The 25,510-nt window shown below is 57.0% G+C and carries 25 protein-coding genes; 4 read left to right on the top strand and 21 right to left on the bottom strand.

Features of this window, described 5'->3' with window-relative positions:
• Positions 1 to 50 precede the first annotated feature (50 nt).
• On the top strand, positions 51 to 218 hold the full coding sequence (locus tag WBG83_RS10500) for an asparagine synthase (protein ID WP_336744973.1): 168 nt from the start codon (positions 51 to 53) through the stop codon (positions 216 to 218).
• A 459-nt stretch (positions 219 to 677) separates the two neighbouring features.
• Here the strand turns inward: WBG83_RS10500 and WBG83_RS10495 are convergent, their stop codons facing one another.
• Complete coding sequence (locus WBG83_RS10495; protein ID WP_336744972.1) at positions 678 to 848, bottom strand: hypothetical protein; 171 nt, start codon at positions 846 to 848, stop codon at positions 678 to 680.
• A 243-nt stretch (positions 849 to 1,091) separates the two neighbouring features.
• Here WBG83_RS10495 and mtnK point away from each other — a divergent pair, with 243 nt between their 5' ends.
• Together mtnK and mtnA are read left to right on the top strand one after the other, a co-directional pair.
• Complete coding sequence (gene mtnK, locus WBG83_RS10490; protein WP_336744971.1) at positions 1,092 to 2,297, top strand: S-methyl-5-thioribose kinase; 1,206 nt, start codon at positions 1,092 to 1,094, stop codon at positions 2,295 to 2,297.
• Between the two features lie 127 nt (positions 2,298 to 2,424).
• Positions 2,425 to 3,510, top strand: coding sequence for an S-methyl-5-thioribose-1-phosphate isomerase (gene mtnA / locus WBG83_RS10485; protein ID WP_336744970.1), 1,086 nt, complete (start codon positions 2,425 to 2,427; stop codon positions 3,508 to 3,510).
• A gap of 171 nt (positions 3,511 to 3,681) precedes the next feature.
• On the opposite strand, the gene WBG83_RS10480 is transcribed toward mtnA, so the two are convergent.
• The 5 genes from WBG83_RS10480 to WBG83_RS10460 all read right to left on the bottom strand — a co-directional run bounded on the left by WBG83_RS10480 (position 3,682) and on the right by WBG83_RS10460 (position 7,731).
• On the bottom strand, positions 3,682 to 4,884 hold the full coding sequence (locus WBG83_RS10480) for an acyltransferase family protein (protein WP_336744969.1): 1,203 nt from the start codon (positions 4,882 to 4,884) through the stop codon (positions 3,682 to 3,684).
• On the bottom strand, positions 4,868 to 5,194 hold the full coding sequence (locus WBG83_RS10475; RefSeq protein ID WP_336744968.1) for a hypothetical protein: 327 nt from the start codon (positions 5,192 to 5,194) through the stop codon (positions 4,868 to 4,870). Before WBG83_RS10475 ends, WBG83_RS10480 begins: the two co-directional genes overlap by 17 nt.
• The gene (locus WBG83_RS10470) at positions 5,185 to 6,429 is read right to left on the bottom strand and encodes a glycosyltransferase (RefSeq protein ID WP_336744967.1); all 1,245 of its coding nucleotides are present in this window, start codon (positions 6,427 to 6,429) and stop codon (positions 5,185 to 5,187) included. Before WBG83_RS10470 ends, WBG83_RS10475 begins: the two co-directional genes overlap by 10 nt.
• Before the next feature lie 85 nt (positions 6,430 to 6,514).
• Positions 6,515 to 7,075 carry a VanZ family protein gene (locus tag WBG83_RS10465; RefSeq protein ID WP_336744966.1) on the bottom strand — a complete coding sequence of 187 codons (561 nt, stop codon included), beginning with the start codon at positions 7,073 to 7,075 and terminating at the stop codon, positions 6,515 to 6,517.
• Positions 7,076 to 7,254: 179 nt separating this feature from the next.
• A complete protein-coding gene (locus WBG83_RS10460) occupies positions 7,255 to 7,731 on the bottom strand; it encodes a hypothetical protein (protein WP_336744965.1) in 477 nt (158 codons plus the stop codon).
• 230 nt (positions 7,732 to 7,961) lie between these two features.
• Here WBG83_RS10460 and WBG83_RS10455 point away from each other — a divergent pair, with 230 nt between their 5' ends.
• Positions 7,962 to 8,333 carry a helix-turn-helix domain-containing protein gene (locus tag WBG83_RS10455; protein WP_336744964.1) on the top strand — a complete coding sequence of 124 codons (372 nt, stop codon included), beginning with the start codon at positions 7,962 to 7,964 and terminating at the stop codon, positions 8,331 to 8,333.
• Here WBG83_RS10455 and WBG83_RS10450 read toward each other — a convergent pair.
• From WBG83_RS10450 to WBG83_RS10380, 15 genes are all read right to left on the bottom strand, one after another.
• On the bottom strand, positions 8,330 to 9,118 hold the full coding sequence (locus WBG83_RS10450; protein WP_336744963.1) for a hypothetical protein: 789 nt from the start codon (positions 9,116 to 9,118) through the stop codon (positions 8,330 to 8,332). The two genes, WBG83_RS10455 and WBG83_RS10450, sit on opposite strands and share 4 nt — an antisense overlap.
• A gap of 95 nt (positions 9,119 to 9,213) precedes the next feature.
• Complete coding sequence (locus WBG83_RS10445; RefSeq protein WP_336744962.1) at positions 9,214 to 9,423, bottom strand: hypothetical protein; 210 nt, start codon at positions 9,421 to 9,423, stop codon at positions 9,214 to 9,216.
• Positions 9,424 to 9,642: 219 nt separating this feature from the next.
• Positions 9,643 to 10,755, bottom strand: a complete 1,113-nt coding sequence (locus WBG83_RS10440) for a glycosyltransferase family 4 protein (RefSeq protein ID WP_336744961.1) — start codon at positions 10,753 to 10,755, stop codon at positions 9,643 to 9,645.
• A gap of 23 nt (positions 10,756 to 10,778) precedes the next feature.
• Positions 10,779 to 11,414 (bottom strand): sugar transferase, encoded by a 636-nt coding sequence (locus tag WBG83_RS10435; RefSeq protein ID WP_336745023.1) that lies wholly within the window; start codon positions 11,412 to 11,414, stop codon positions 10,779 to 10,781.
• Between the two features lie 224 nt (positions 11,415 to 11,638).
• A complete protein-coding gene (locus tag WBG83_RS10430; RefSeq protein ID WP_336744960.1) occupies positions 11,639 to 13,084 on the bottom strand; it encodes a sugar phosphate nucleotidyltransferase in 1,446 nt (481 codons plus the stop codon).
• Positions 13,085 to 13,114: 30 nt separating this feature from the next.
• Positions 13,115 to 14,269 carry a glycosyltransferase gene (locus tag WBG83_RS10425; RefSeq protein WP_336744959.1) on the bottom strand — a complete coding sequence of 385 codons (1,155 nt, stop codon included), beginning with the start codon at positions 14,267 to 14,269 and terminating at the stop codon, positions 13,115 to 13,117.
• Between the two features lie 382 nt (positions 14,270 to 14,651).
• Entirely contained in the window at positions 14,652 to 15,896 is a 1,245-nt protein-coding gene (locus WBG83_RS10420; protein ID WP_336744958.1) for a glycosyltransferase family 4 protein, read from the bottom strand.
• On the bottom strand, positions 15,893 to 17,098 hold the full coding sequence (locus WBG83_RS10415) for a glycosyltransferase family 4 protein (RefSeq protein ID WP_336744957.1): 1,206 nt from the start codon (positions 17,096 to 17,098) through the stop codon (positions 15,893 to 15,895). The genes WBG83_RS10420 and WBG83_RS10415 overlap by 4 nt, the downstream gene beginning before the upstream one ends.
• A gap of 159 nt (positions 17,099 to 17,257) precedes the next feature.
• A complete protein-coding gene (locus WBG83_RS10410; RefSeq protein WP_336744956.1) occupies positions 17,258 to 18,733 on the bottom strand; it encodes a hypothetical protein in 1,476 nt (491 codons plus the stop codon).
• A 69-nt stretch (positions 18,734 to 18,802) separates the two neighbouring features.
• Complete coding sequence (locus WBG83_RS10405; protein ID WP_336744955.1) at positions 18,803 to 19,999, bottom strand: glycosyltransferase family 2 protein; 1,197 nt, start codon at positions 19,997 to 19,999, stop codon at positions 18,803 to 18,805.
• Positions 19,926 to 20,624 carry a CatB-related O-acetyltransferase gene (locus WBG83_RS10400; RefSeq protein WP_336744954.1) on the bottom strand — a complete coding sequence of 233 codons (699 nt, stop codon included), beginning with the start codon at positions 20,622 to 20,624 and terminating at the stop codon, positions 19,926 to 19,928. The genes WBG83_RS10405 and WBG83_RS10400 overlap by 74 nt, the downstream gene beginning before the upstream one ends.
• A 36-nt stretch (positions 20,625 to 20,660) precedes the next feature.
• The gene (locus WBG83_RS10395; protein WP_336744953.1) at positions 20,661 to 21,830 is read right to left on the bottom strand and encodes a glycosyltransferase family 4 protein; all 1,170 of its coding nucleotides are present in this window, start codon (positions 21,828 to 21,830) and stop codon (positions 20,661 to 20,663) included.
• Positions 21,831 to 21,865: 35 nt separating this feature from the next.
• Positions 21,866 to 23,014, bottom strand: coding sequence for a glycosyltransferase family 4 protein (locus tag WBG83_RS10390; protein WP_336744952.1), 1,149 nt, complete (start codon positions 23,012 to 23,014; stop codon positions 21,866 to 21,868).
• Entirely contained in the window at positions 23,011 to 24,195 is a 1,185-nt protein-coding gene (locus WBG83_RS10385; RefSeq protein WP_336744951.1) for a glycosyltransferase family 4 protein, read from the bottom strand. The genes WBG83_RS10390 and WBG83_RS10385 overlap by 4 nt, the downstream gene beginning before the upstream one ends.
• A gap of 6 nt (positions 24,196 to 24,201) precedes the next feature.
• The gene (locus WBG83_RS10380) at positions 24,202 to 25,509 is read right to left on the bottom strand and encodes an oligosaccharide flippase family protein (protein ID WP_336744950.1); all 1,308 of its coding nucleotides are present in this window, start codon (positions 25,507 to 25,509) and stop codon (positions 24,202 to 24,204) included.
• Between the last annotated feature and the right edge of the window lies 1 nt (position 25,510).

Raw genomic sequence — 25,510 nt, 5'->3', positions numbered from 1 at the left:
TGCTGTAACGAACGATATCGGAACTTAATCTTAAAGTGAGGTGAAATTCGATGCGCGAAGGATTAGTGCCTGCTGTGCTTGGAACGGCCGTTACCGCCTCCGGCGTCTTTTTGAAGGAAAAGCTCCCGGCGGTCGGCTGGGGAGTCGTCGGCTTCGGGCTGGCCCATGTCGTGCTGGGCGCCATCGATCTGGTGGAGCACCGACGGTCGACACACTGACGGAGCCTGCTTTTCGGCAACTGCCGCCGGACAGGGTATGAAAAAACAATGTCGAGCCGCCGGCGATAAAGCCGCGCCCTAAGGCCAATCCCGGCTGCGGCCGGGGGGCCATGGGCCGGCTTTTTTTACATTCGCGTGTTCCGGGAATGCTTTGCCGTGTGCCAATTGCTCCGGACCCAAGCGCGCGTTGCGACACTGCGTGGCGGTCGGTCGAACCCTCCGGACTGCCTGGGGCAGCCTGCTCCCTCAGTCTCAAACGGTGTCCGCCGCTCTCCGAGCCAGACAAAATCTGAGCAAAGCCTGCATTCTCTGATAGCTTCTTTCTCTCACAGGTTCTGAATAGCTTGCCGATGCGCCCAAAAGTCTGGAGCACAACGCGGCACAAGCAGCAAAAACCGCGACGGCGATCTGCCGTGCGGTCTGTCTGATTCACTGCTTCATGAAGAAAAAAGCCCGCGGTTACTTGCCGCGTACATAATAGTCGGGAAGAGTGCGTTTGCCCTGCTCGGCATTAACCTTCATCGGATTCGGCTCCTGCACAGACCGGTAGGTCGGCTCAATACTAAGATAGACGATGGTGGCGATCGTCGCCAAGCCTAGCAGGACCTGCACACATTGTTGAGCGGCCATCGGTTGCTCCTCCTTCATAATAGTGAACGGATGCGCGGAGACGAGAAATCGGAGTTTGGCATCGGCATTCGCTTGATTGCGGGGCTTGATTATGCTGTCAGTATACTGCGCAACGTTTATGGCCGTGTTAACGGAACAGCTTAGTTTTGTTAATTTTTGCGAGGGAAGCACGGCATATGTACAAAGGGGGCTTGGTATTTTATACTAGGTTATAAAAATCATTTCAAGGAGGAAGCATCCCTCATGACGCAGTACCATCCGTTATCCGAAGCGGAAGCGATCGAATTCGCCCGCACGCTCCCTGATTTGTTCAGCCCTGGCGCCGAATTGTCCAGCCGGGAAATCGGCGATGGCAACCTGAACCTCGTTTTTCATATTCAAGAAGAAGCAACGGGCAAAAGCGTCATCCTGAAGCAGGCGCTTCCTTATGCCAAGGTCGTTGGCGAATCGTGGCCGCTTTCCCTGGATCGTGCCCGTATTGAAAGCGAAGCGCTTGTCATTCAAGGACAGCTCGCCCCGGGCCTTGTGCCGAAGGTGTACACGTATGTGCCGGAGCTTGCGCTTACCGCGATGGAGGACCTGAGCGATCATATCATCATGCGCAAGGGCTTAATCGAAGGACGAAGCTACCCTAAATTCAGCCAGGACATCGCTATTTTTATGGCTCATACCCTATTTTTCACATCGGATTTGGGTAAGAATCAACAGGACAAAAAAGTGCTGCAGGGGCGGTTCATCAACCCGGATCTGTGCAAAATTACAGAGGATCTCATTTTTGACGATCCGTATATCAATTCCCCGAACAACAACATTTTGCCGGGTATTCGTCCCGAGGCGGAAGCGCTGTGGAAGGACACCGAGCTTCATCTGGAGGTTGCACTGCTGCGCGAAGGCTTCCTGACCAGGGCGCAAGCACTTTTGCATGGTGATTTGCATACGGGAAGCATTTTCGTTACTGAGGCTTCCACGAAGGTCATTGACCCTGAGTTTGCCTATTACGGGCCTATGGGCTTTGATATCGGCGCGGTACTGGCGAACCTGCTGCTGAACTTCGCCTCCCAGGAGTATTGGAGCAAAACCGCACAGGAACGTGACGCGTACCGCAGCGGCCTGCTGACGATGGTCAAGGAGATTTGGGACAACTTCGCGGCGGAATTCACTGCACTATGGGAGCAGCACGGTGTGGATCGCATCGCGCGCACGCCGGGCTACCGGGAGCTGTACATGCAGCGGCTGCTGCAGGATGCCTTCGGCTATACAGGCGCCAAAATGGTGCGCCGCATCGTCGGTCTGGCCCACGTTGCCGATATTGATCAAATTCCGGACGAAGACGTGCGGGTCAAGGCCCAGCGCGCGGCCCTGTCGATTGGTACCCAGCTGATCAAAGGCCACCGCAAGGCTGCATCCATTGATGAAATGATTGAAATTGCCCGCAAGGCTGTAAACTAACCCGTTCACAGCCAAGAGTCGCACCTGTAGTGTGCGTCGTTTCATAGCTTTCAAAGCCCGCCTTGTCCTTGATCGAGGGCAAGGCTTCGTTATAAGCTATAAAGAAGATATGGAGGGAGAATCAATAATGGCTAATCAAGTGGAAGCAAGGCAAGTGACAGGAGATTTGCCGTGGCTGCAGTCCGTTCGCTGGGCTGATACGCATCTGGACCTGCTTGATCAGCGTCTGCTGCCTGAGGAGCAAGTCTACTTGCCGCTGACAACGGCGGAGGATGTTTGGGACGCGATTAAGCAGCTGAAGGTTCGCGGAGCTCCGGCGATCGGAATTTCCGCGGCATACGGCGTTTATCTCGGTGTTCGAGATGTACAGGGGGATGCGAAGCAAATCGCAACGGAAGTGGAGAAGGCTGCCGGTTATCTCGCAACGAGCCGGCCGACGGCCGTCAATCTGTTCTGGGCGCTTGACCGGATGAAGGCCCGCGCGGCTGAGCTGGCCGCGTCAGGCAGGTCCGGCGAGGACAGCAAAGCGCTTCTGCTGGAAGAGGCGAAGCACATTCAGGCCGAGGACGAGGAAACCTGCCGCCTTATCGGTGAGCATGCTTTGACCCTGCTGGACAACGGCATGGGCGTTCTGACACACTGCAATGCCGGAGGACTCGCCACCGCGCGCTACGGCACGGCCTTGGCGCCGATGTATTTGGCCAAAGAAAAGGGCTGGGATTTGAAGGTATTTGCCGATGAAACCCGGCCGGTGCTGCAGGGCGCCCGTTTGACTGCTTACGAGCTGCAGCAGGCCGGCATTGATGTGACCTTGATTTGTGACAATATGGCCGGGATGGTCATGTCAAAGGGCTGGATTCAAGCGGTCATCGTCGGAACCGACCGTGTTTCGGCCAACGGGGATGTAGCCAACAAAATCGGCACCTACAGCGTAGCCGTGCTGGCGAAGGCACACGGCATTCCTTTCTACGTGGCCTGCCCGCTGTCCACCATTGATCTGAATACCCCGACCGGAGCGGATATCCCGATCGAGGAGCGGCATGAGGACGAAATTACGCAAGGCTTCGGCAAACGGACGGCCCCGCAGGGCGTCAAGGTTTTCAACCCGGCCTTCGATGTCACCCCGAACGAGTATGTCAGCGCCATTATTACGGAAAAAGGCATTGTTACCGCCCCCTATGACGTGAACCTGAAAAAGCTGTTTGAAGAATAAGCTCTGACCGAAATCCGCTGTATTTTCACCGGACCTGCAGGAGTTTCCTGTAACGACAACCTAACTGGCTCGATCAAATCCAAAAATCCCCCGAAGCCAAAGCGGAAACTAACCGCTCCGTGCTTCGGGGGATTTTTTACTGGCTTCATATCTGCCTGCTGCATGAATGGTTTATTTGCCGGCAATATCCGGCTCCGTGAGGCGCGCATAGTCACGCCGGTTAAGCTGCCTCTCCACCTGCCTGCCCAGCTGCATCGCAGGCAGCTCCACAAAGCGGTGCAGCAGGACAGACACTCCCAAGGCCGCGGCGGCGCCGAGGATAACGTTCAGCCAGAGCGGCAGCAGGCCGTAAAGCAGCCGGGTCATCGTGAGCAGCAGCACCGGATGGACCAGATACAAGCTGTAGGAAATACGGCCCAGCCCTTGAAGCGACCTCCACACCAGACCTGCTTGCGCGGAGGATTTCGAAGCAATAGCCCACCACAGAAGCAGGAACGAGCCTGCGGCAATCGCCCAATCGTTCACGATCCACATATGCAGCCGCCCCACACTAGGCAAAAACCACGTATCGTAGGTGTAGAGCAATACGGCAGCCAAAAGCAGTGCGACATGAACAGGCCGGCCCAGCTTCTGATAGAACGAGATGAGCCCGGTCCGGTGCTTGGCAAGCAGCGCCCCGATAATAAACAGGGCGATGTAATGAATGGTGGCATGAAACGAAGAAAGCGGCGGGGTAGGATTGCCGTAAAGATGAAACAGGACGTATTTCCCCGCATGTCCGAGCCCGGAGCAGAACAGGGCCAGCAGCAAATTGAATTTCCAATTCAGCCGCATCACAATGACCATCAGAAACGGAAAAATAATCGAGATGCGCATCTCATGCACAAGCGACCATATGGTGTACTGAAAAGCGTCCGTATCGAACTGGCCAATGAGGAGCAGGTGGGCAAACAAGGCCTCCATCGTGACTGGAATCCGCCACTGTGAATGAAACCATACGCTCATATCCGGCGCATAGTCAATCCGCGGAATGATCATGCTTGCGCTCATGGCCAGCAGCACCACGGCTATATAGGGAATATAAATGCGGCAGATGCGCTTGAACAAAAAAGGGACATACCGCTGCTCCCCCAGCCGGTCGGTGAAGGGCAGCGCCAGCACAAAGCCGCTCAGCACGAAAAATAAAATGACAGCCGAGTGGGCTGACCAAATCAGGCTGATCGGGCTGTGCTTCAGCAAATTCAGCAGGAGGAAGCCGCTTTGTCCCTGCGTCCGGGCAAAAAACACAGGAAAAATGAGAAAGATACTGCAAAGCATGACGGTAAGTGCCGCCAGTCCGCGCAGCGCATCGGCTTGTTTAAACCGCTGTTCCATTCGCTTCTTCCTCCCCCCTGCTCAGACCTGTCGCCGCATGAAGCCGCGGGACCTCAGGCTTTGTCAGGACCGCATCCGGATTGCCGTCGCCTGGCTGCCCCGCCGCGTCTGCCGCGTCTGCCGCGTCTGCTCCTTCCGCGATCCCGCGAGCCTGCCGCACCTCGCCTCCGCCTATGGAAGCGGCGCAGACCGATAGCGGATATTTGGCCATATAGTAGCCTGTCTTGAATACGCGATGGCTGCCGTCCTCACCGGAAACAACCTGATTGCAAACGATACAATACACCTCGTGCCGCCCGGTTAGCTGCATGCAATCTCCCCTTCGATAAATTTAAAAATACCTTCATAGCTCACGCTGCGGTCGAATTTGGCGGCAGCCAGCCGGCGCGCGCTGATACGCAGCATTTCTAGCCGCTCCTTCTGCTGCAGCCACTGCAGCATCAGCTCCGCCAGCTGCTTGTCGTTTCCGGGGCTGTACACTTCACCGAGCCCGTACGGAGCGAGCAGCTTTTGCAGCTCAGGACTGCTGTGAAGCACCGGCAGACCGGCGGACAAATAATCGCCCAGCCGGGCCGCCAGTGTATCCGCGTCGCCGTCCCGGGCGAGTCCCAGTGCGGCATCGCTCCACTTCAGACAGGCCGCGGCCTCTTCTTCACTGCACCGCCCCATAAAGCGAACCGGAGCTTTCAGATCGGCCGCAAGCCGCTTCAGCTTGTCCTCGTACGGCCCGGAGCCGAGTACAAACAGCATGACGTGCGGATAGCCCTGCTGCTTCACCCGGGCTATCGCGCGGATCGCGGTCCCGGTATCACAGCCGGAATGAAGCTCCTGCCATGACGTAAACCAGAACTGGGATTGCGGTTTATAAAAGGAATCGTTCACCTCGTTGTACCGAGCCACATCGGCTCCGATGTAGACGGGACAGTACGCCTTGGCATGGCTGTTGACATGGCGACCATGCTCCACAGCGCTATCGGATACACCAACCACATAATCCGCCATGCCGTAGATTCGTTCGGCCTGCAGCCGGAACGGCAGACCAAGCGCCTTGCGTAGGCCCGAAGGGAGCATGACGGGGAGGACGGAGGAAGCGTCCCAGGCGAAGGAGGTTTTCACAATATCGACGGCAAACGGAATGTTCCAGCGTTTGGCGAACCGGGCGGCGATACGGGCCGCGCCAATCTGCGGACAGGCGCTGTAAATCAGCTTGGGCGGCTGCTTGCATTCATCCAGAAGCGCCTGAAGATGAGCATTAAACTGCATACTGCTGCGCAGCCGTTCCCATAAAGAGTCCGTCCAAAAGCCATTTTCCCGCAGCAGGTCAATGCTATAGCCGCTGCGCCGGCTTTGCCGCTCAACGGTTTCCTTATCCCGGAACCGCCGTTCTGTGTGAGAAAAGCTGCTGGTAAGAAGCCGGACCCGGTGGCCTCGTTCAGTAAGCTTCTCCGCCAGGTATCGGAAGCGGTCAAAGCCTGTCTCACCAGCTAAAATTGTGGAAGGGGCAACAATCCAAATCTGGTCTAATGCGGGGGAGGATACCTTCAAGGGGCTACAGCTCCTTCGTTACATAAAGTACCGGTTTTTAGATACATAATGTATATTTTTATATTATGATACAATACGTATCGTGTCAAGCATGTTTTTTCCCCTCCTGTGTGTGGATGGACTTGTTGTTTCTTTCCTTATAGAAGCGGTACCCTGCATACAAGGACACCGCAATTATGGCTCCGGCCATATCCAGCCACACATCGGCTGCAAGGGCCGAACGGCGCGAGGAGAACTGCTGGTTCCATTCGTCCAGCAAAGCGATAAGCAGCACGGTCAGAAGCGAGCAGCCAATCGTAAGCGGAAGCGAGCGAAGCAGCCTGCCCCACACTGCGGCGGCAACAACGGCCATCCCCCCGTACAGCAGCACGTGCGCCGATTTGCGGAACAAAAAATCCATAAAATACATCGGCTGCTCATGAATCGGGATGCTTTGCCCGCCGTAATGAACCGTCCGCTTCGGAAACCAGTCATGAACGTCATACACCGTAATATTATTTCCCAGCCAGGGCTGCAGCGTTTGTTCATCATAAGGCTGGGAGGAAAGCACGTACACCAGCGCTATACTGCCGGTAAACAGGAAGGCCGTCCACAAGGCCAAGGGAAGCTTGCGGCTTCGCGCTGGAACCGCAGACTGTGCATTCATTCGTCCTCATCCTTTCTTAATAAAAGAAATTCAAATGGCTCCTCTGGTGCCGGCAGCACATCCGGCTCTATATGCCCAATCACCTGTTCCTGGTGCATTCACGGTCCTGCCAGGCAGCCGAAAACAAAAAAGGCGGCATACCCCTGCCGCCGTAATTGATCATGGTTGTGATTGGCCGACTAGCTGGTAACAACATACGGTGCAATAAATACGGAGGAAGCCAGTTCGGAGTGCGCTGTCACCAGACAGCCGGTCTCCAGCTGGCAGCTCGCGCCAATCGTACAGTCATTGCCAATGACCGCACCGGTTCCGATCCGGGTGTACTCCCCGATAAAGGTCCGCTCCCGCACACTCACCCGGTCTCCAATCATCACCTGCCGCTGCAAATATACACCGGCGTACAGCACGGCTGAGGCTCCGATGCAGCAGCCCGTTCCGATGGCCACAGGCGGGCATCCCCCGGCTTGTCCCATCCGGACGGGAGACGGGCCGGACGGCTTGCCGACCACCGCGTAATCTCCAATAATTACACCGCTGCCGATGACCGCACCGTCATGAATGACGGCATGGCGCCCCACCCTGACATGCTCGCCAAATATGACACGCTGTCCGATGACGGCGCACTCCCCCACATACTCTGGTACATTTTGTTTCATAGCCCTCGCCCCTTTGTACAAAAAAACTTTGAAATTCACGCAATTCAGCACTGAATTGCCTTCCAGATACACCAAAGATGCGGTATAATGAAGCTATAAAAATTCATTCATGCGAATTTACATCATAATTCGATACGTTATGTATCAGATATCCCAATAGATAGGGCGGCACAACCGAATACTACAGGGTGTGCCCCCAGGACCAGGATACTTGAAGGAGGAAACCAACCATGAATTACGGGAACCGCATCGCCAAGCTTAGAGAAGAAAAGCGTATGACCCAGGAAGAGCTCGCCTTAAAAATCGGCATTACCCGTGCGGCTCTGTCTCATTATGAGAACAACCGCCGTGAACCCGAGTATCAGACACTGCAAAAAATAGCCGACTTTTTCAGCGTGTCGATTGACTTCTTGATGGGCCGTACCAGCAAGCCCCAGCAGCACCTTGATCCTGCGGTTCGCGGCTTTGCGGACAGTCTGGATTTGTCGGATGAAGCCATTCTGGAACAATTTGATTTATCCATAGATGGTGAAAAGCTTACTGCCGAAGAAACCCGGAGATTTATCGCCTTTATTCGTGCCGAACGTTCTATGAAGGCTTAACGTATAGGCTCCAGCAGTGTCCGGCTTCCGGCTTCCCTATGGACCGGAAGCCGGAAGCCGCTCACGCCGTCCGCCAGCTTCTTCGCAAGACGGGATGCTTTCCCCGTAGCATCGTGCCCGTGCGGCCTGGACAGCAGATGCTCCATAATGTATGTGATCATTTCCGGCTTCTCCAGCAGTTCGCTTCTGTTTTCATGATTGCTATGCCATCCCCCGGCTGCAGGGAAGATGAAATGAATGGCGGCGAGCGGAATCCATAGCGGGTCCCCCTCCGCCGGCTTTGCCGGATGCAGATCCTGTTGAGCCGCTCTCCCGTCTGCAGATGTAAACGAGGATTGAAGCGGACTTTTTTCGGACTCCGGTACGTATACAAGAGCTTCTTTGCCGGTCAAGCGGACTAGCATAACATCCCCCGTCCGCCCCGCATAGGCATGCACCTGCCCGTGACGCAGAACACAGCTCCCATGTAACAGCAGTCCTCCAAGATAATGAATCAGGAAGCTGCTGTACAAATGAAGCATCGCGTGCTTCAGCGCATTGCTGTCAAATACAGAAATATAGGCCGTAGTAAACTGTCCGTTGATGCTGATGAAATAATCGGAACGTTCATACATCATTTTATGATCCGCCTTGCGGATGCTCACATCTTCGCTTTTTGACGCCTCGCCAAACCCGTGGCTGATACAAACCGTCAAGTCGTACCGGCCGCTTCCTGTTTCCGCTTCAGTCATCCCAAGCTGTCCGATACCCCACGCCCGGATGTGCTCCGAAGCTGTTACAACCAAAATGCGATGTTCTCCAAAAACGGTGTGCAGGCTGTACATTCCGTCGTTCCTTTCCTGAAACAGAGTTAACGTAGCCCCGCTCCTTGCCGCTTTGCTTATCGGCGCATGGTCCGTCCAATCGCCCGGGAGTCCGATGCTTCGGTATAAACGAATTTTCCATGAGAAGAGATTGCCGAGATGGTGGAGTCATACTGGGGAACTTTCTTCGGAGTGGTATTGGATTCAGCCAACCATTTGTCTACAGAAACGCCCATCTGGTTCAGTATGGTTCTGACATCAAGCTCAACTTTTGCCATGCCGCTCATCACGCCAACGCTCCTATCCCATGCCTGTATAGTTTTGAAAACCATCTTTCTTGATTATAATGGAATGGCTTCAAAGAGTTTGTCGTTTGTTGGACAGATTGATTGTGAAGTTCCTTCTATTTTTGTCGAAATGGTCCATTTCTAAAAAAACACGCTAGTATTGTATGGCCCCTGCCTCAGCAATATGTCATCATCTGAAATCATTCGCCAGGCTGCTGCTTACTTGGCATTCAATAGAAACTGCACATTTGTTTCAAACTGCTCGGTCATCCTGTGCACAGTAAAGCGTGATTCCACGGTTTGCCTGGCCTTGTCCCCCATCGCCTCCAGAGCAATCTCCCCATTCAGCAGCTGCTGCATCCGGCGGACCAGTCCCTCCTCCGTACCGTCGAAGAGCAAGCCGTCACTGCCGTCCGTTATAATTTCACGCGGGCCGCCCCGGCCGGAGGCGATAACCGGCTTGCCGCTGGCCATGGCCTCCACCACCACCATACCGAACGGCTCCAGCCACGAGGCATGAACCATTACATCGGCCGCATCCAGAATCGCGGGCACCTCCTTCTGATGGCCCAGAAAGATGATTTGGCCGGTATCCCCTCCCCCTTGCATGGCCAAATGACGCAGCTCCTGCTCATAATCCTCCTCAATACCGAACAAGGCCCCGCCTACAATGAGCAAATACACATGACTGCCGCCCTTTAGCCGCTGAAACGCCCGAATCACAAGATCCGGACGCTTCCAGCGCTGCAAACGGCCGACAAAGGCGAATACGGTGGCATCCAGCGGAATGCCGTAACGCTCCCGGATTTCACGGCCTGCGCCGGTCTGAACCATAAACTGCCCGATATCCACGCCCAAATGGTTATGCAGCACCGGAATGCGCGGAGTGAGCCGCTCCTGGCAATCCCTAGTCACCCGGGAGGGGCATAATACGCCGCTGGCGGGAATGCGCGATACCGTGCGGTCCAGCAGGTGTCCCGGCATATTGTGCTGCCACCATAAAGCCTTGATGCGTTCCAGGGCGGCCGCGATCCCGCCGTACAGGTGCGCCTTGGGCATCCAGCTGACCACCGCATCGATATGAAGGCTGCGAATGAGCGCTCGCAGTCCGCCAATGACCTTCCAATACATGCCGATATTGCGCAGGCGTCCCGCCGGCAGCACATGCACCGGATAACCGAGCTGCCGAACCTCTTCGACCAGACTGCCTTCCTCAAAAAAAACAACCGCCACCTCGAAGCGGTCCCGGTTCAAATATTTCAAAATGTCCAGCATCACCCGTTCAGCCCCGCCCCGCTCGGCGACCGGGCTTAAAATAAGCAGCCTGCTCATGCGTACCACACTCCGTTGATTGATTAATAAGCGTCCTTTGAGCCGCTCAGCGCGCCGAACGTTTTGAGAATAATATGCAAATCAAACCAGATCGACCGGTTCTGAATATACAGCAAATCCAGCTCCACCATCTCCTGAAAGCCCAGAGAGCTGCGCCCGCTCACCTGCCACAGCCCGGTAAGCCCCGGAATGACGAGCAGGCGCTGCTTATGATACAAGCTGTATTCCGCAACCTCCCGAGGGAGCGCGGGTCTGGGCCCGACCAGCGACATGTCCCCGCGTATCACGTTCCACAGCTGGGGAAGCTCATCCAGGCTTGTTTTGCGGATGATTCGGCCGACACGGGTCACCCGGGGATCGCGCTTCATTTTGAATAAGGGGCCGCTGGCCTCATTCTCAACCAACAGGTGCTTGAGCATATCCTCTGCGCCGGAGATCATGGAACGAAACTTGTACATATGGAAGGTTTGCCCGTTCCGGCCGACACGAACCTGCTTGAAAAAGACAGAGCTGCGCGGGTCCTCGATTTTTATAATGACCGCCAGCGCCGCAATGACAGGAAACGCGATGACCAGCCCGATTCCCGCTCCAACGATGTCCAGCAGCCGCTTGGCGATCAAATATTTTTTCCCGGCGGCTACCTGGACGTGTGAGGTCATATGGTGATCACGAATATGCGCAAACTGTTTCCCTTGCTGCATTGATTCTGCCGAAGCCCTATGTCCGGCCAAGACCCGATCCATCTCTTGCATCGCGTTTCCTCCTTTATTTCATCCTTTATTTCATCTCCGTCCGGACCTTATTTTCGTTGTTCCTGATGCGCTGCTGGGACGCTGTACAAGTAAAGCCGGCAAGCCGGCAATTCCTTCGTTCGCAGCGCCGCTTACCCTCGCCGGGCCACGCCGCATAATTTTACAATTTCATCCCAAGCCAGACACAGCCGGATAATGTCCTCCTCGACCAGCTCGGTGCCGGACTGTACCTCAATGATTTCCAGGTCAATGGAAGCCCGGATGCTATGCCTTGCGCCGGCCGGAATTTTGACCGTATCCCCGGCTTTGACGGAGAACAGCTGATCGTTTAATACAAATTCGCCTTCGCCTGCAATAATGGTCCACACTTCACTCCGCTTAAAATGCAGCTGGTAGCTTAGGTTTTTGCCGGCCGCCACACAGATGCGCTTCGTCAGTACCTCATGGCCATCCGGGAATTTCTTATAATCGAGCACCCGATAGGAGCCCCAGCGGCGCTCCTCATACATAGGACGCTGCTCAAACGGCTTAATGAATTCCTTGAGCCGGGGGCTGGCGCTCTTATCGGCAACCAGTATCCCGTCCGGGCTGCTGGAAACAATAACATTGGACAAGCCAAGCACAGCAACCGGAATATCCAGCTCATTAATAATATGGGTGTTATGCGAATCGGCACTGACGGTGCCATGGCCGGTAACGCTGGCTTCCACTTCCTCGGTCAGCGTATTCCAGGTGCCCAGGTCCTTCCAGCTTCCTTCGTAAGAAGCCGCCACAATTCGGCCCGCTTTTTCAACCACCTCATAGTCGAAGCTAATGGACGGCAGCCGGTGATACTGGCTCAGCATCGCCTCATACTGAATGGGCAGCCCCTTCCGGGCCAGCAGGTTGATCAAATAATCCAGCTTAAAAGCAAACACGCCGCAGTTCCACAGCGCCTGCTGCCCGATTAAGGCCGCCGCCCGCTGCTCATCCGGCTTTTCTATAAAATGGCCGACTGTGAAAAAATCGTTCTGTTCCTCTGGGGCCATCTCTTGATTCAGAGACTCATACGGCAGCGGATCGCAACGATGACCGAAGGGGGTAGAAGACTCTTCGGGCACAATATAGCCGTATTTCTCCGACGGGCCGTCCGGACGGACGCCCATTAAGGCCAAATCCGCTTTTGAAGAAGCCAGTACCGCTTCCAGCGTTTTGATTTTGCTGAAAAAGGCGTCATCCACATAAGGGTCAACAGGCAGCACTGCAACGGTCTCCCCGATGCTGATACCCTCCTGGGAATACAGGTAGGTCGCAGCCAGGGCGATGGCCGGGAACGTATCCCGCCGCTCCGGCTCGATAATGATCGGCGTATCGATGCCGATTTGGCTTTGCAGCACGTCCGCCTGCGCCCGGCCGGTGGCAATATACGCATGCTCCGCTAGCCCCACCCGGCCCAGCTGCCGCCATACCCGCTGTACCATGGATTCGTGCTCGCCCGCCTCATTTCGCAGTACCTTCACAAACTGCTTGGAACGAAAATCATTCGACAGCGGCCACAGCCGTTTCCCCGACCCGCCGGACAGCAAAATCAGCTTCATTGTCGTCCACTCCTGACATGAAATTTTATTTTATAAGAGCGCAGCCGACCCGTTCTCCGGGGCTGCTGCCGAAGCCGCCGGATGCCCGGCGGTCTTCTCTACCGCTTCTTCTATAAAACAGCGCAGCTGCGCTGTGAACCGCTCTTGATCAAATCGGCACGCATGCGCGCGGATGACCCCGGGGTCCCATTCCGACTGCTCACACCGTTCGATAGCCGCCGCAACCGAGTCGGCGGAAGGCTCATCAAAGAACAAGCCGTTGACCCCCGGCTGAATCGTATCCAGCGCCCCGCCGCCGCGAAAGGCAATAACCGGACGGCCGCAGGCGTTCACCTCCAGCGGGGTTATGCCGAAGTCCTCCAGTCCCGGAAACAGCAGGGCCCGGCAGCGCTGCATGTAGCCGACCACCTGATCGTCAGGAAGCCGACCGAGAAACTGTACCTCCGGTCCGGCAAGAGACTCCAGCCGCTGCCGATCCGGCCCGTCGCCAATCACCACCAGCCTACGTCCTAGCCGGGTGCAAGCCTGCACGGCCAGATCAAGTCTCTTGTAGGATACGAGCCGGGAGACGATTAAATAATAACCGCCGGGCGGTTCAGGACTGACGGAGAAGCGCGACGTGGCCACAGGCGGGTAAATGACCGCCGCATCGCGGCCATAGCAGCGCCGGATGCGCTCCCGCACCGCCGTAGAGTTAGCAATAAAATAATCCACCCGCCGGCTCGTAGCCACATCCCACCTACGCAGCGGAGACATCATCCAGGAGGCTAGACGCTTCAGCATCGGATGCACCCCCATCCCTTCCATATAGCTTTCGAATTCCCAGGCAAATCGCATTGGCGTATGGCAATAGCAGACATGAACCGCCCGCTGGCCTGCAGCCGCTTTGGCGTAAGCGCTGCTGGAGCTGAGAATGATATCGTAATCCTGAAGCGGCAGAGAGCGGACCGCCAGCGGATACAGCCAAAAATAAAATTTAAACCGGCGCAAAATGCCCGGAATGCGCTGCATCCATGTGGTCCGGATATCCGCACGCTGCATTTCCGGCAGCAGCTTGCCCCGATCCGCGATGGTGGTAAAAATAGGGGCTGCGGCAAACATGCCGTGCATGACCGCCACGACTCGCTCGGCCCCGCCCATTTGATTCAGGTAATCGTGTACAATAGCTACACGCGCTTGCTTCAAAGGTATAGCTCCTCTCCTTGGTCAAGTGCAGGTTCTAACGATCCGGCGAACATGATGCCTGCGGCCTGCTTCTTCACGAAAGCAGAAGTCACCACATTCATTCGCGGTCGACCGACCGCCGTCATGCAGCGAAACACTGCGCGCCGGGAGCTGTGCGCGGTACGCAGCGGTGTCCCCCAGGTTATGATCGTTGTTCACTGGCTTTTTGGAAGCCCGGTGACAACAAGCGGCCTTCCGCAGGGCCGAGGCTCCGCTCGCTGCTCCCGCCGCTTTTTTCCCACTGGGAAGCCATGGAAGCCTGATTTATCGTAAAAATCCGGCCGCAAAGGCGAACGCTTGCGCGAATCCACGCTATCCCTGCCTACGGCTTACTTGTTTCCGGCTACAATTCGGCCCGCTTCTTCTCCAGGCCCGGCAGCCGGCTGTCAGAGCGGTATGCCGCGTGATCCGGCTGCCTTTTCGTTCCCGTGTCCTCTGCCGCCAGCACACGCTTGTAAACCGCCTCGATTTGGCTGGCCATCGTATGAATGGTAAAGCGCTCCTCCACCCGCAGCTGCCCCATTTTCCCCATGCTCTCCCGCAAGGACGGGTACTGCAGCAGGCTGGAGGCCGCACTGTACAAGCCGTCCAAATCCGCCGTATCGTACAGCAGCCCGCTTACCCCGTGCTCAATAATTTCCGGCACGCCGCCATCCCGTGTCGCTACCACGGGAATCGCCTGTGCCATCGCTTCGATAACTACACGGCCGAACGGTTCTTTGTCCGAGCATAAAAAAAGAAGATCTGCGCTCGCGCAAATCTCCTGTACATCCTCACGAAACCCGGTGAACCGGACACGGTCCTCCAGCTTGAGCTCCTTGACCAGCTGATGCAGATAGTCCGAGTAACGGTGATTTTCTTCACGAAACTTCGGTTCACCGACAATCCACAAGTAGACATCATGGCCTTGATCCGCAAGTCTGGCCGTCACGCGGACCGCATCCTCCTGCCGCTTCCAGGGAGCGATTTGCCCCATCATGAGCAGAACCGGACTGCTTGCCGGCGTCTGCAAGCCGCTGCGGACCGTTTCACGAAACCGCAGACGCTCGGCGGAGGGGACCTCGTTCACTTCAACTCCGTTATGAACAAGATGCAGCTTGCTTGCCAGCCCCTGCCCCTCAAATCCGCCCGCTACGGCTTCGGAGATGACGATCAGCGCTTTGGCGGCTGCCCTGGCCAGCAAGGCGATGCCTGCACCGATCCAGCCCCGGGGCGGATTGTCCTGCACATGCCACACCACCGGGCGCCGGTGCAGCCACTGAAACAAGGAGGCCATCATGCCGGCGCGCAATGAATTGGCGTGAATCAGCTCCACGTCGGTTTGCCGCACCAGCCGGGCGAAGCTCCAGCCGGAACGCAGCATTCGCAGCATGCCTGCCAGCAGATGCAGCGGGTTGCCCGTCAGCCTGGCCTTGCAGTCCGGGATCGGCTGCACGTCCACCCCCGCTGCCCGCGCCCGGCCCAGCAGGTCTCCATCCGGGGCGAACACGATCGGCCTAATCTCTGCCGCATACTTGCACAGCAGCAGCAAATTCATTTCCGCTCCGCTGACCACGCTGGTATGATTGTACAAGGCCACCTTCATCATCCCGGTATTCTCCTTTCCCGCTCCGCGCAGGCCAGCTCAAACACACCGGTTACCGAACGCGCCGTGCGTTCCCATGTGTAGTGGCGCAGAGCATGCTCCCGGCAGGCCTCACGGGAAGGCACAGGCTGTTGTCCGCTCAGTACGGCGCACAGCTTGCCTGCCATAGCCTGGGAGGTTCCGTCCGCGAACAATAGACCGCCACTTACCTGCTCCAATATTTCCTTCGTTCCGCCGTAAGGGGTCCCCAGAACAGGCGTACCGCAGGCTAACGACTCTACCGTGACGAGGCCGAAGCCCTCCAGAGTAACTGTAGGCACAATACTGAGATCCGCAGCCTGATACCACTGCACCAGCTCTTCATTAGACACCTGGCCCAATAAATGAACCGTCCCTTGCAGGCACAGATCGGTTATCATTTGCTGCAGGCGGTGCTGCTGCGGGCCGGTGCCGGCGATATACAGCACTGCTTCCGGGTGCCGCCGCGTAACGTCCGCCATGGCCTGGACAAGCCGGTCAAGGCCCATCCGCTGCACGAGCCGGCGGGCGCAGAACAGCATCTGCTGTCCCTCCTGTATCCCGAGCGTCTCTCGAAGGCGGTTGCGCCAGGGGGAAGGAACAAATCGATTCGTATCCACCCCGCCCGGAACAATATGAATATTGTGTTTGGAAATCCCGTAGCCCTCCGATAGAAGCTGCTCGAAATAACGGCTGAGCACAATAAAATGGTCCGAGCGCCGGTAGGTCATACGTTCGACCTGCTTTTTGACCCAATAGCGGACCTGTTTTCCCATTGCCGCCCGTTCCTTCAGTTCTTCCACCCGCGCTTCCTCCGCCCATGGCCCGTGGAAATGCGTAACAATCGGCACCGACTGCGGCAGCATATTCCGGGTGACCAGCGAGCTGTACAACGCAAAATGAGGGTTATACACATCCGGCACCGGGAATGCGCCGCCCGGCAGCGGGCGCATGGCCGCATGGATGGCGCTGCGAAACGCTCTGGTCCGGGACCACGTGCCCGGAGCCGGTCCCGCTTCTGCAACATCCTGCATATACGCCGGAGCGGATGTCGGCTGTCCGGCAGCGATTAACCCCCGCACCGAGTGGCCGAGCGCCGTCATCGCCGCCAAATAATCCGCAAAATAACGGTTCAGCCCGCCCGGCGTCTGATCAACCCATTCCATTCCTGCCGCCAATATGTTCATACCTGCCTCCATCGCTTTGCATATGAATTATTCTTTGTTCCGTCACCGTTCTACAACTTACATCTATTTTTCCATATGAAGCCTCGTCTTCATCATCAAAATCCGGCTGAAAAGACAACCGTCAGCGCTGCACCTCACCCCGCTCTCCGGCTATATGTTTCACCGGACTTTCCGGGCTTCATTCGGCTGCTTGGTCTCGTTCCCTCTTCCCATCGCCGTTTGCTGACCGGTCTGCTTCACCGAATACAGGGTGTAAGGCACTCCTTGAAACAAGAGGGACTGCTCGTATTCGAGCGTCATTCCCCATTTGTCCATCAGCTGGCCGCGGTTTTCCCGCAGGGTCGTAATTAAGTAATCCGGCTGCACCGGCTGCGAGCGGTACGTGAATTTCACTTCGCCGAACTCGTTGTACGGCACGAAGGTGCCGCTGGTCAAATACGGGAAAAATACCGTCGGGGCGGCGATTTTTTTCCCTGCTACGACTTGCTGGGCCTGCTGGTTCATCGCATCCATCCAAAACACATTACGCCCGAGCATCGCCCGCAGCATGGCATTTTCCTTGGCTTGATCGTATTCATAAACGGCAACGCTCGATACCAGGAACGCCAGGATAATGCTGATAAAGGAAATTCGTCGGGAACGAATCGTAATCACGGGAGAGTGCTCGTGAAAATACGCGAACAGGATACAAACCGGAGGCACAGCGACGGAGAAATAATAATGCCATTTGACGGGAAGAAAAAACAGATACGCGATGCTGAGCCAGAACGTCAGCTTGACGAATCTCATGGAGGTGGCTTCCGTTTTGAGCAGCAGCGCCACGAAGGCGATCAGGAAAAACGGGAGGATGAGCAAATAATTGGAAGCAAGGCCGATGTAGCGCTGATATTCTTTATAAAAGGGGACCTGATGGTAATCCGTACCGGCGTTGTATAAATAGCCTTCCATAAAAGCCGCCCAGGTGCTGTCCCAGGTAAGAAGCGCATAGAGCAGGGCCAGGCCGGCGGCGCTAACCGGAACAAGCAGCAGCACCGGCTTTAAGCTGAGCCGCTTGCGGAAGTACAGCAGAGCCAGACCGAGCACCGCAAAGCCAAAAATGCCGTTCGGATGCATCGCAAAGGCGATAAAATTAAAGAGCAGCACCAAAACGAACCGCGGGCCAATTCCCCGTTCTCCAAGCGTCATACCGGCGTATAAAGAAAGCAGCGTTGAAAAAATATAAATGGATTCCGGGCGCAGGGAAATTCCGGTTGCCCCGTAAACCGTCCAAAAGGAGAACAGCGCCAGACCGCAAACCGCAGAAACCGGCTTAAATCGCAGAACGCTCATCATCCGGGCCAGCACAACAAGGGAGCAGATGCTGAGCAGCAGGCTGGGCAGCCGGTATACAAAATATTGCTCATAAGGGGCGATCAGGGTCAATTGACTGAGGAGGTAAAACCAGAACCTTCCGAAATCAAGCGGGGCATCGTAAACGATGTTGATAAATTCCCCGGTCGCGGCATAATGCTCCGCCATCAATAAATTCCAGCCTTCATCGGGCGACCAGTATACGCCGATCGCCCCGGCCGTCATCACCAGGGCGCAGCAAAGTATGCCGATCGGGATGAGCGGCAGTGAAGCCTTCGTTTTCATAACATAAACTCCTTCTTTTTTATAAGGTGAACCGATTCGTAATGTTTAACCCCCGACTCCCGGGTTCACTTAAATCGTCTGTGACGTAGACGGATAATGCTCCCTGCTCACCTTAATGACAGCACGAGGCTTCACGCCCTTCGCCGGCGCTTTGGACCACGTCCAGCGGCTGTTGGCGGTGAAATTCCACGCTACCGCGATTAAAATCCCGATGAACTGACCGGCAAACACATTCAGGCTCAGCCAGAGGGCGCTTTGTGCAAAAAAGGCTGTAATCGCAATACCGATGGCACTGACAGCCATAAACTGCGGCAGCTGCAGCACGCGCCGCCAAATAATCGGATGCTTATGCCCTTTCCAGGTCACCCGGTCGTTCCAGACAAAGTTATGCAGCATCGCGATGAACGAGGCCATCACCGAGGCCGTCAGCTCCCCGATTTGGAGCAGTCCGACCAGCAGGGCCAGCGAGATTAGGTTTACAGCAACGCCCAGCAGTCCGACAAAGCAAAATAAATAAAAGCGCCGGTCCTCCGCGCTGCTCCAGACGAGGCGGCCAATATGCCGTAAATAGTTCCACTGCTCCTTCATGCTCATTTTGGATTCCCCGCTATTGCGGGCTACGAACGAATACGGAATTTCATGGACGGACTCATACTGGCCTTTGACGAGAACCTCCATCAAAATTTTCCAGCCGATGGGACTGAGCTCCGCTCCGTCCACAACCTGACGGTGCAGGCCGAAGTAGCCTCCGGTGCAGTCGGAAATATGGCGCAGCCGCTTCATCGAGAATTGGCCGACCATCCGGGCTGTCCAGGACACCAGCTTGCGAAACGGGTTTAGTCCCCCGTCCGATCCGCCTTCCACGAACCGGCTTGGAATGACAAGATCAGTTCCTTCTGTCAATCGGCGATAAATGAGGGGCAGCAGCTCAGGCGGATGCTGCAGATCCGCATCCATGACGATAATATAAGTGCCCTGCGCCCGGCGAAAGCCCTCCGTCACCGCAGTAGCCAGCCCCCGCCCATTCTCGCGGTGAACATAACCAACCTCCGTATACTGCTCAGCCAGCTGCTGCAGCTGAAAAGGCGTATCGTCCCGGCTGTCGTCCATAAACAAAATTTCATACCGGTACGGCTGTCCCCTTAACGATGACCGGATCAGCTCCGTAATCTTCCTTACATTGTCCCGTTCGTTAAAGGTCGGAATGACAATACTTAATTGAACCGCTTCCCTGCTCCCCGCTTCGTGTCCCCACGCCAGCGCCATGGCGATCCCTCCCTTGGGCATATTGCAAAAATGCCGGCACATCCCCGAATAACGGCAGTGCTTCCTCCAGCCGGCCTTCCTCCCAGCTCCACCAGCCGGATGCAAGCAGCGCCTGCCTGGTCGGCTCATCAAATCGATAACGCAGTACCCTCGCCGGCACCCCCACCGCAATCGCATATGCAGGAATGTGCCGATTGACCACCGCCCCGGCGCCGATGACCGCCCCGTCCTCGATGACCGCCCCGCGCAGCACGGTGACTCCCGTGCCGATCCACACATCATTGCCGATGATTGGAGCAGGCTTCGTGTTTTCCCAATTTTTCCCGAAACGCTTCACATGCCATTCCATATGCGTCGTCACCGCGCTCAGGTCATGCTCGCCCGAGCCGATTACAACATGGTCGGCAATACTGGTGAAGGCCCCTATGCTGCCCGAGCTAATCAGTGTCCGCCGGCCAATAAAGCTGCGCCGGCCGATCCGGACGCCCGGCTCCACCTCCGCGCCCGGCGATAGGACCACACTGTCATCAATGTCCAGCCGGCGGCGCATCTCGGCAGCGTACCAATAATCAAAAAAACGGCCCAGCCGCCTTGCCGCTGCGCCCTTCCACCCCGTTCCTCCCACGTCCCATCTCTCCGCTTCATCTAAAATAACGGGAAGCTATGCGGAGCCCCAAATCGGCTCCAGCTCCCGGGCGTAGCCCTTCATACGCAGCGCCGCATCGTAACCGAGCGCCGCCTCGCGTGCCGCCTCCGCCATGGACACCCGCCGGGCGTCGTCAGCCTTCAGCAGCTTGATGCAGCGGGCAATCGCATCCGGGTCGCGCGCCGGAATAATAAAGCCGCTCGTGCCGTCGGCTATGGCTTCCTTCATCCCGGTTTGCTCCGTCACGACGGCCGGCAGTCCGGCAGCCATCGCCTCCAGCGGAGCCAGCCCGAAGCCGTCTTCGACCGAAGGGTGAATGCACAGATGCGCCGACCGCAAGGCGGGAAGCGGATCGCCGGATGCGGCCGTAATGCGGACGCCTCGCCGGGAGTAGCTTTCAATCAGCCCGCGGATTGCGCGCCAGCCGATGCCCCCGAATAACATAATTTCAAGCTTCGGGTCCTGAAGGCGGGCAGCCGCCTCCAATAAGTACACAAAGCCCTTCCGCAGCGAGATTTGGCCCACCTGAATGACCCGGAACGGCTCGTTTTTCTCACGCGGACGCAAGCTTTGCTGCCCCGGCTCCGGACGGAAGCGAGACACATTCACCCCAAGCGGAGCGTACAGCAGCTTGCTTCTCGGAATACCGTGCCGCACAAACGACTCATACTGCAGAGCGGAAGCCACACTGATGTAATCGGCCAGCTCATATTCACGCAGTACACGATCCAGCCAGGGCCTGGAATAAGGGGACCCCTTCATGTTGAATGCTTCATGCTCCCTTTCCGTAGCCTGAAACAGCTCCAGAGCATGTGTAGTCGCGGCCTCCAGCACCGTCACGCCCCCGCGCCTGCGAATCTCGCGAAAGCTGGCCTCCGCATAACCGGGAAACCCGTGGTAAATCATCGGGGTCCTGGGAAGCAGCCTGCAAACACGGCGATCGAAATAGACCGATTCCAGATAAACCTGGGAACCGGTCATCCAGCGCAGAGGCGTATACGGCGTGAATCGGAACCAAGCGGGATCAGGCACAAACTGAGTTTGTGCGCCCTCCTCCTGCCCGCCCCGGCAGTACACATGCGCCCTGCTCCCTCGCATGACTGCCGCACGGCTTATAAACTGCAGGTGGGACCCTAATCCCCCTTGCCCGATTCCCGCCAGACATCCCATATAAATCGGCTTCATCCGGCCTACCTCCTGTTCCTAGTTTCAAAGGAAACCTATAAACCCGCGGTCACATCACGAATCAAATTCACCCGCTGCTGCCGGACCGGCCTTTTCCTCTCTGCGTCCGGTACGGCTGACTGCTTCCGCACGGAAACAATCGTATCCGCCAGCGCCTCCGGCGTACGGTGTTCAGTAACAAATACTCCATCCAGCACCTCGGCCCATTCCGGCAGGCCTCCGGCCTCGAATACGACAACAGGCTTGCCGCACGTCCGCGCTTCCGGTACAACAAGCGGGGCGGGGTCCGGCCAAATGGACGGTACAATGACGATATCCGATGCGGCATACCATTCCCCTATTCCTTTGCCAGATACCTTCCCGGCAAAGTGCACAGTCTGCTCCAGCTTCAGCGATGCCGCCAAGCCTCGCAGCTCCGGCTCATACCAGCCGTCCCCTACAATCGAGCATTCGACCGGGATGCCCCGTTTTCCAAGCACATGAACAGCCCGAAGCAAGTATTGAACCCCCTTGGAGTACACCAGCCTCCCGACATAAAGCAGCTTTAGCGGCGAGCCTGCCGAAGGCAGCTGAAGCGGTTGAAGCTCGGGCTCCTGCTGCTGCAGTGTATTATCAAATACGCGCACCTTCCCGGCAGCAACCCCCTCCAGCACCAGAAAAGACTGCACGGCCCGGCTGACTGCATACACACGCGCGCACCGCCCGAGCGCTCGCATCATGTGCTTATGCGCCGTATAGCCGTTCCAAGCGGCCTTCGGGGACGCATCGGTGCCGCATCGGCGGGCATACCAGTTCAACATGCAGCCGATCCCGCTCTGTTTGGTGCAAATGGCATCGTTATCCCGGAACAAGCGCATTCCTGAAGGACAAAGCACGCCGTGAACCGTGGCGACGACGGGAACATAACGGGCCAGATGCTCCGCGATACGCGCCGTTCTCGGTCCTGCATGCCACATAATAAGCTCCGCCCCGAACCGCTCGGCGGCCTGCCGCCATGCCTCCGCCTCCTCTCCCGGCTCTATCGTCTGGACCAGCGAATCTCCCCATGCCTCCACTCCGGCTACGCCGAAGGCCGCTACAGCCGTCCGGTGCCCCTGCTCCGCAAGCTTTCCGGAGAGGTTGTAAATAAACCGCTCCATGCCGCCTGCGGCGTTGTACTCGTCTGTAAGCTGTAAAATGTTCATAAATACCTCCGGCCTGCCTTATTTTTACGCTCCGTCAGCAGGGTATGCTTAAAAATACTGTTCAGCTTGGTATAGATGGAGCTATCGGAGAACATCCGGTCATACAGCCGACGGGCCCCCCGCTCCAGCGTCCCGCGCAGCTGCTGATCCTGAAGCACCCGGCGCAGCTGGCGCTCCAATGCCTCCGCATCGTCATCCTGCACAAAATAAACATTCAGGCCATGCACGAATTCCGGGTCCGTCTCCCCGCCCTTCAGCGAAATAACGGCCCGGCCGCTGCGCAAGTAAGCCGCAATGACCCCTCTTCGCCCGGAAGGGCCGTCCTCATTAATAAATAAATTCGCCGCGCTGCCGTGCAAAATATCGCTGAGCTCATCATCCTCCACATAGCCGCAAACCACGATGCGGTCCCGCAGACCGTGCTGTGCGGCCAGCTCATAGATGCCCTGCATCCGCGGGCTTTCCGCGTCAAAGCCGCCCACCAGCACAAGCCGCAGCTCGCGATCCCGGGCAGCCAGACGGCAAAACGCCTGCACGAACGGCTCCAGCCGCTGATCGGCCGAGAGCGTCCCGAACCAGGTAATATAGGGCCAGGCATATTTGCGCGTGCGATCCCGGTCGGCTTTGCGCGCGCTGACATTGCCCGCTGGCAGACGGTGTACCTTGCGCCCCCACCACTTGCCGATGGAGGCCTCCCGCTTGTAATTGGTGACTATCAGTGTTCGGCTGGCCATGCCAATCAGCAGCAGCTGCAGCCGGTGGCACAGGGCCAGAATAAGCTGCTTCGGCCGAATGCTCCAGTCCACATGCAGCTCATGCAGAAACGATACGACCGGCAGGCGAAGCCGCAGCAGCAGCCACAGCGGCAGCAAAGCCGCAAACGGAGCTATCCCCGCCCTTCCCCACATATGCGGCACGTACTGGAACAGCACGACATCCGGCCGATGCCCCCCGGCAGCGGCTTGCACAAGCAGCTTCAGCAGCTCTCTGCGGCTGGCAAATTCCACCACGGTCTGTGAAGCGGCGGCTCCCTGCGGATGCCCCTCCCGCCCCTCCAGCTTCTCACAAAGGACCGTTACCTGATGCCCGTGCCGGGCTAACAGCTGGCACACGAGGCCGGTGTGATCGGATAAACCGTTTCGTACAGGAAACAAATCCTTGGTCACAACAAGTACTTTCATCCGCCTTCATATTGCCCCCCCTTCAGCACGCCGGCGCCGCAGCAGCAGCCGTCTTGCCAGCCCCAAATAGGATTGCGGATACAGACCGAACAATTTGCTCCAGGACAGCCCCATTTTCAGCCCCATGAAGGCCAGATATCCCCACTTCACAACAGCGATAATCGCTACCCCGACAGCAGCCCCGACGCCATGGGCAATCGGCAGCAAAATCACGGTAGCCGTCAGCCCGGACACAAGGCCGATGATTTCGGCCACCGTCACATGATGAAACTTGCCTTCGGTCGACATGTAGTTCGTCAATACGGCATACGCCACGTTAAGCGGAGCGCAAATGAGCAGAATTTCCCCCATAATGACCGATTCCGCGAACTTCTCCCCATACAGCAGCGGCAGTACAAAGGGCAGCAGCAGCCCTTCCGCTACGGCAAGCCCCAGCGTGGAATACAGCAGCACCCCATGGATACGCTCAACCTGAGCGCGGCGCTCCTGCGGGGCGAAATCCATCAGCTTCGGAAACAGATACGTGCCAATCGCCCCGATAATAACCGTCGGCAGCATACTGGCAATGCTTGCGGAAACCGAATACAGCCCCAGCGTGTAGGTGGTCAGCAGCAGAGAAATAATAATCTGATCCAGATTCGTGCCGAAGGTGGATACAATGAAGCCCGCATAAATTTGGGTCCCCCGGTGAAGCAGCTCCTTGCCCGTCGCCACCACCCGGCGTATCTGGGGCTTCACTGAGCGGAGCGCCCAGAACAGCGTTAAGCCGAACGTAACGACGCTCCATGCCAGACTGCACAGCATAAATTCGTATACCGTGTAATGACCGGACACAACAAGCAGCAGAATAATGAGCAGTAAACCAAGCGGATTAATGAAGCGGAGTGCCAGCACCTGGCGGAATTTATTCTGGGTCTGCAGCGTACCGAGCAGGCCGTCGGCCAGCAGCGCGAACGGCACTGTAGCCATAGCCACCTGCGCGATACGGACCACATGCTGCGACTCCCCTCCGAGCAGCAGCGGCAGCAGCAGCTGTCCCGTCAGCATACCGATGAGACCGATGCCGGTGCCAAGCACCAAGTAAACCCCGAAATACATGCGCTGCCGATCCGGGAACTGCTTGCCCAGATAAATGACAGCCCCCGGAATGCCGATGGAGAATAGAACCGTAATCAGGAAGCTCCACCGGGTCGCCGCTGCCAGCTCTCCTCTGCCGTCAGGCCCCAAATATTGAGCGCTCATTATGCCGGTCAGCAAATTCATGACGATGACGATCAAATTCACGCCAAGACTGGACAAAAATAGCTGTCTCATC

This window comes from Paenibacillus sp. y28 (assembly GCF_037137075.1).
In the GTDB taxonomy this organism is placed as follows: Bacteria; Bacillota; Bacilli; order Paenibacillales; family NBRC-103111; genus JBBBNV01.
Note: the sequence above shows the minus strand (reverse complement) of the source record. Positions and strands in the feature narration are given on the sequence as shown.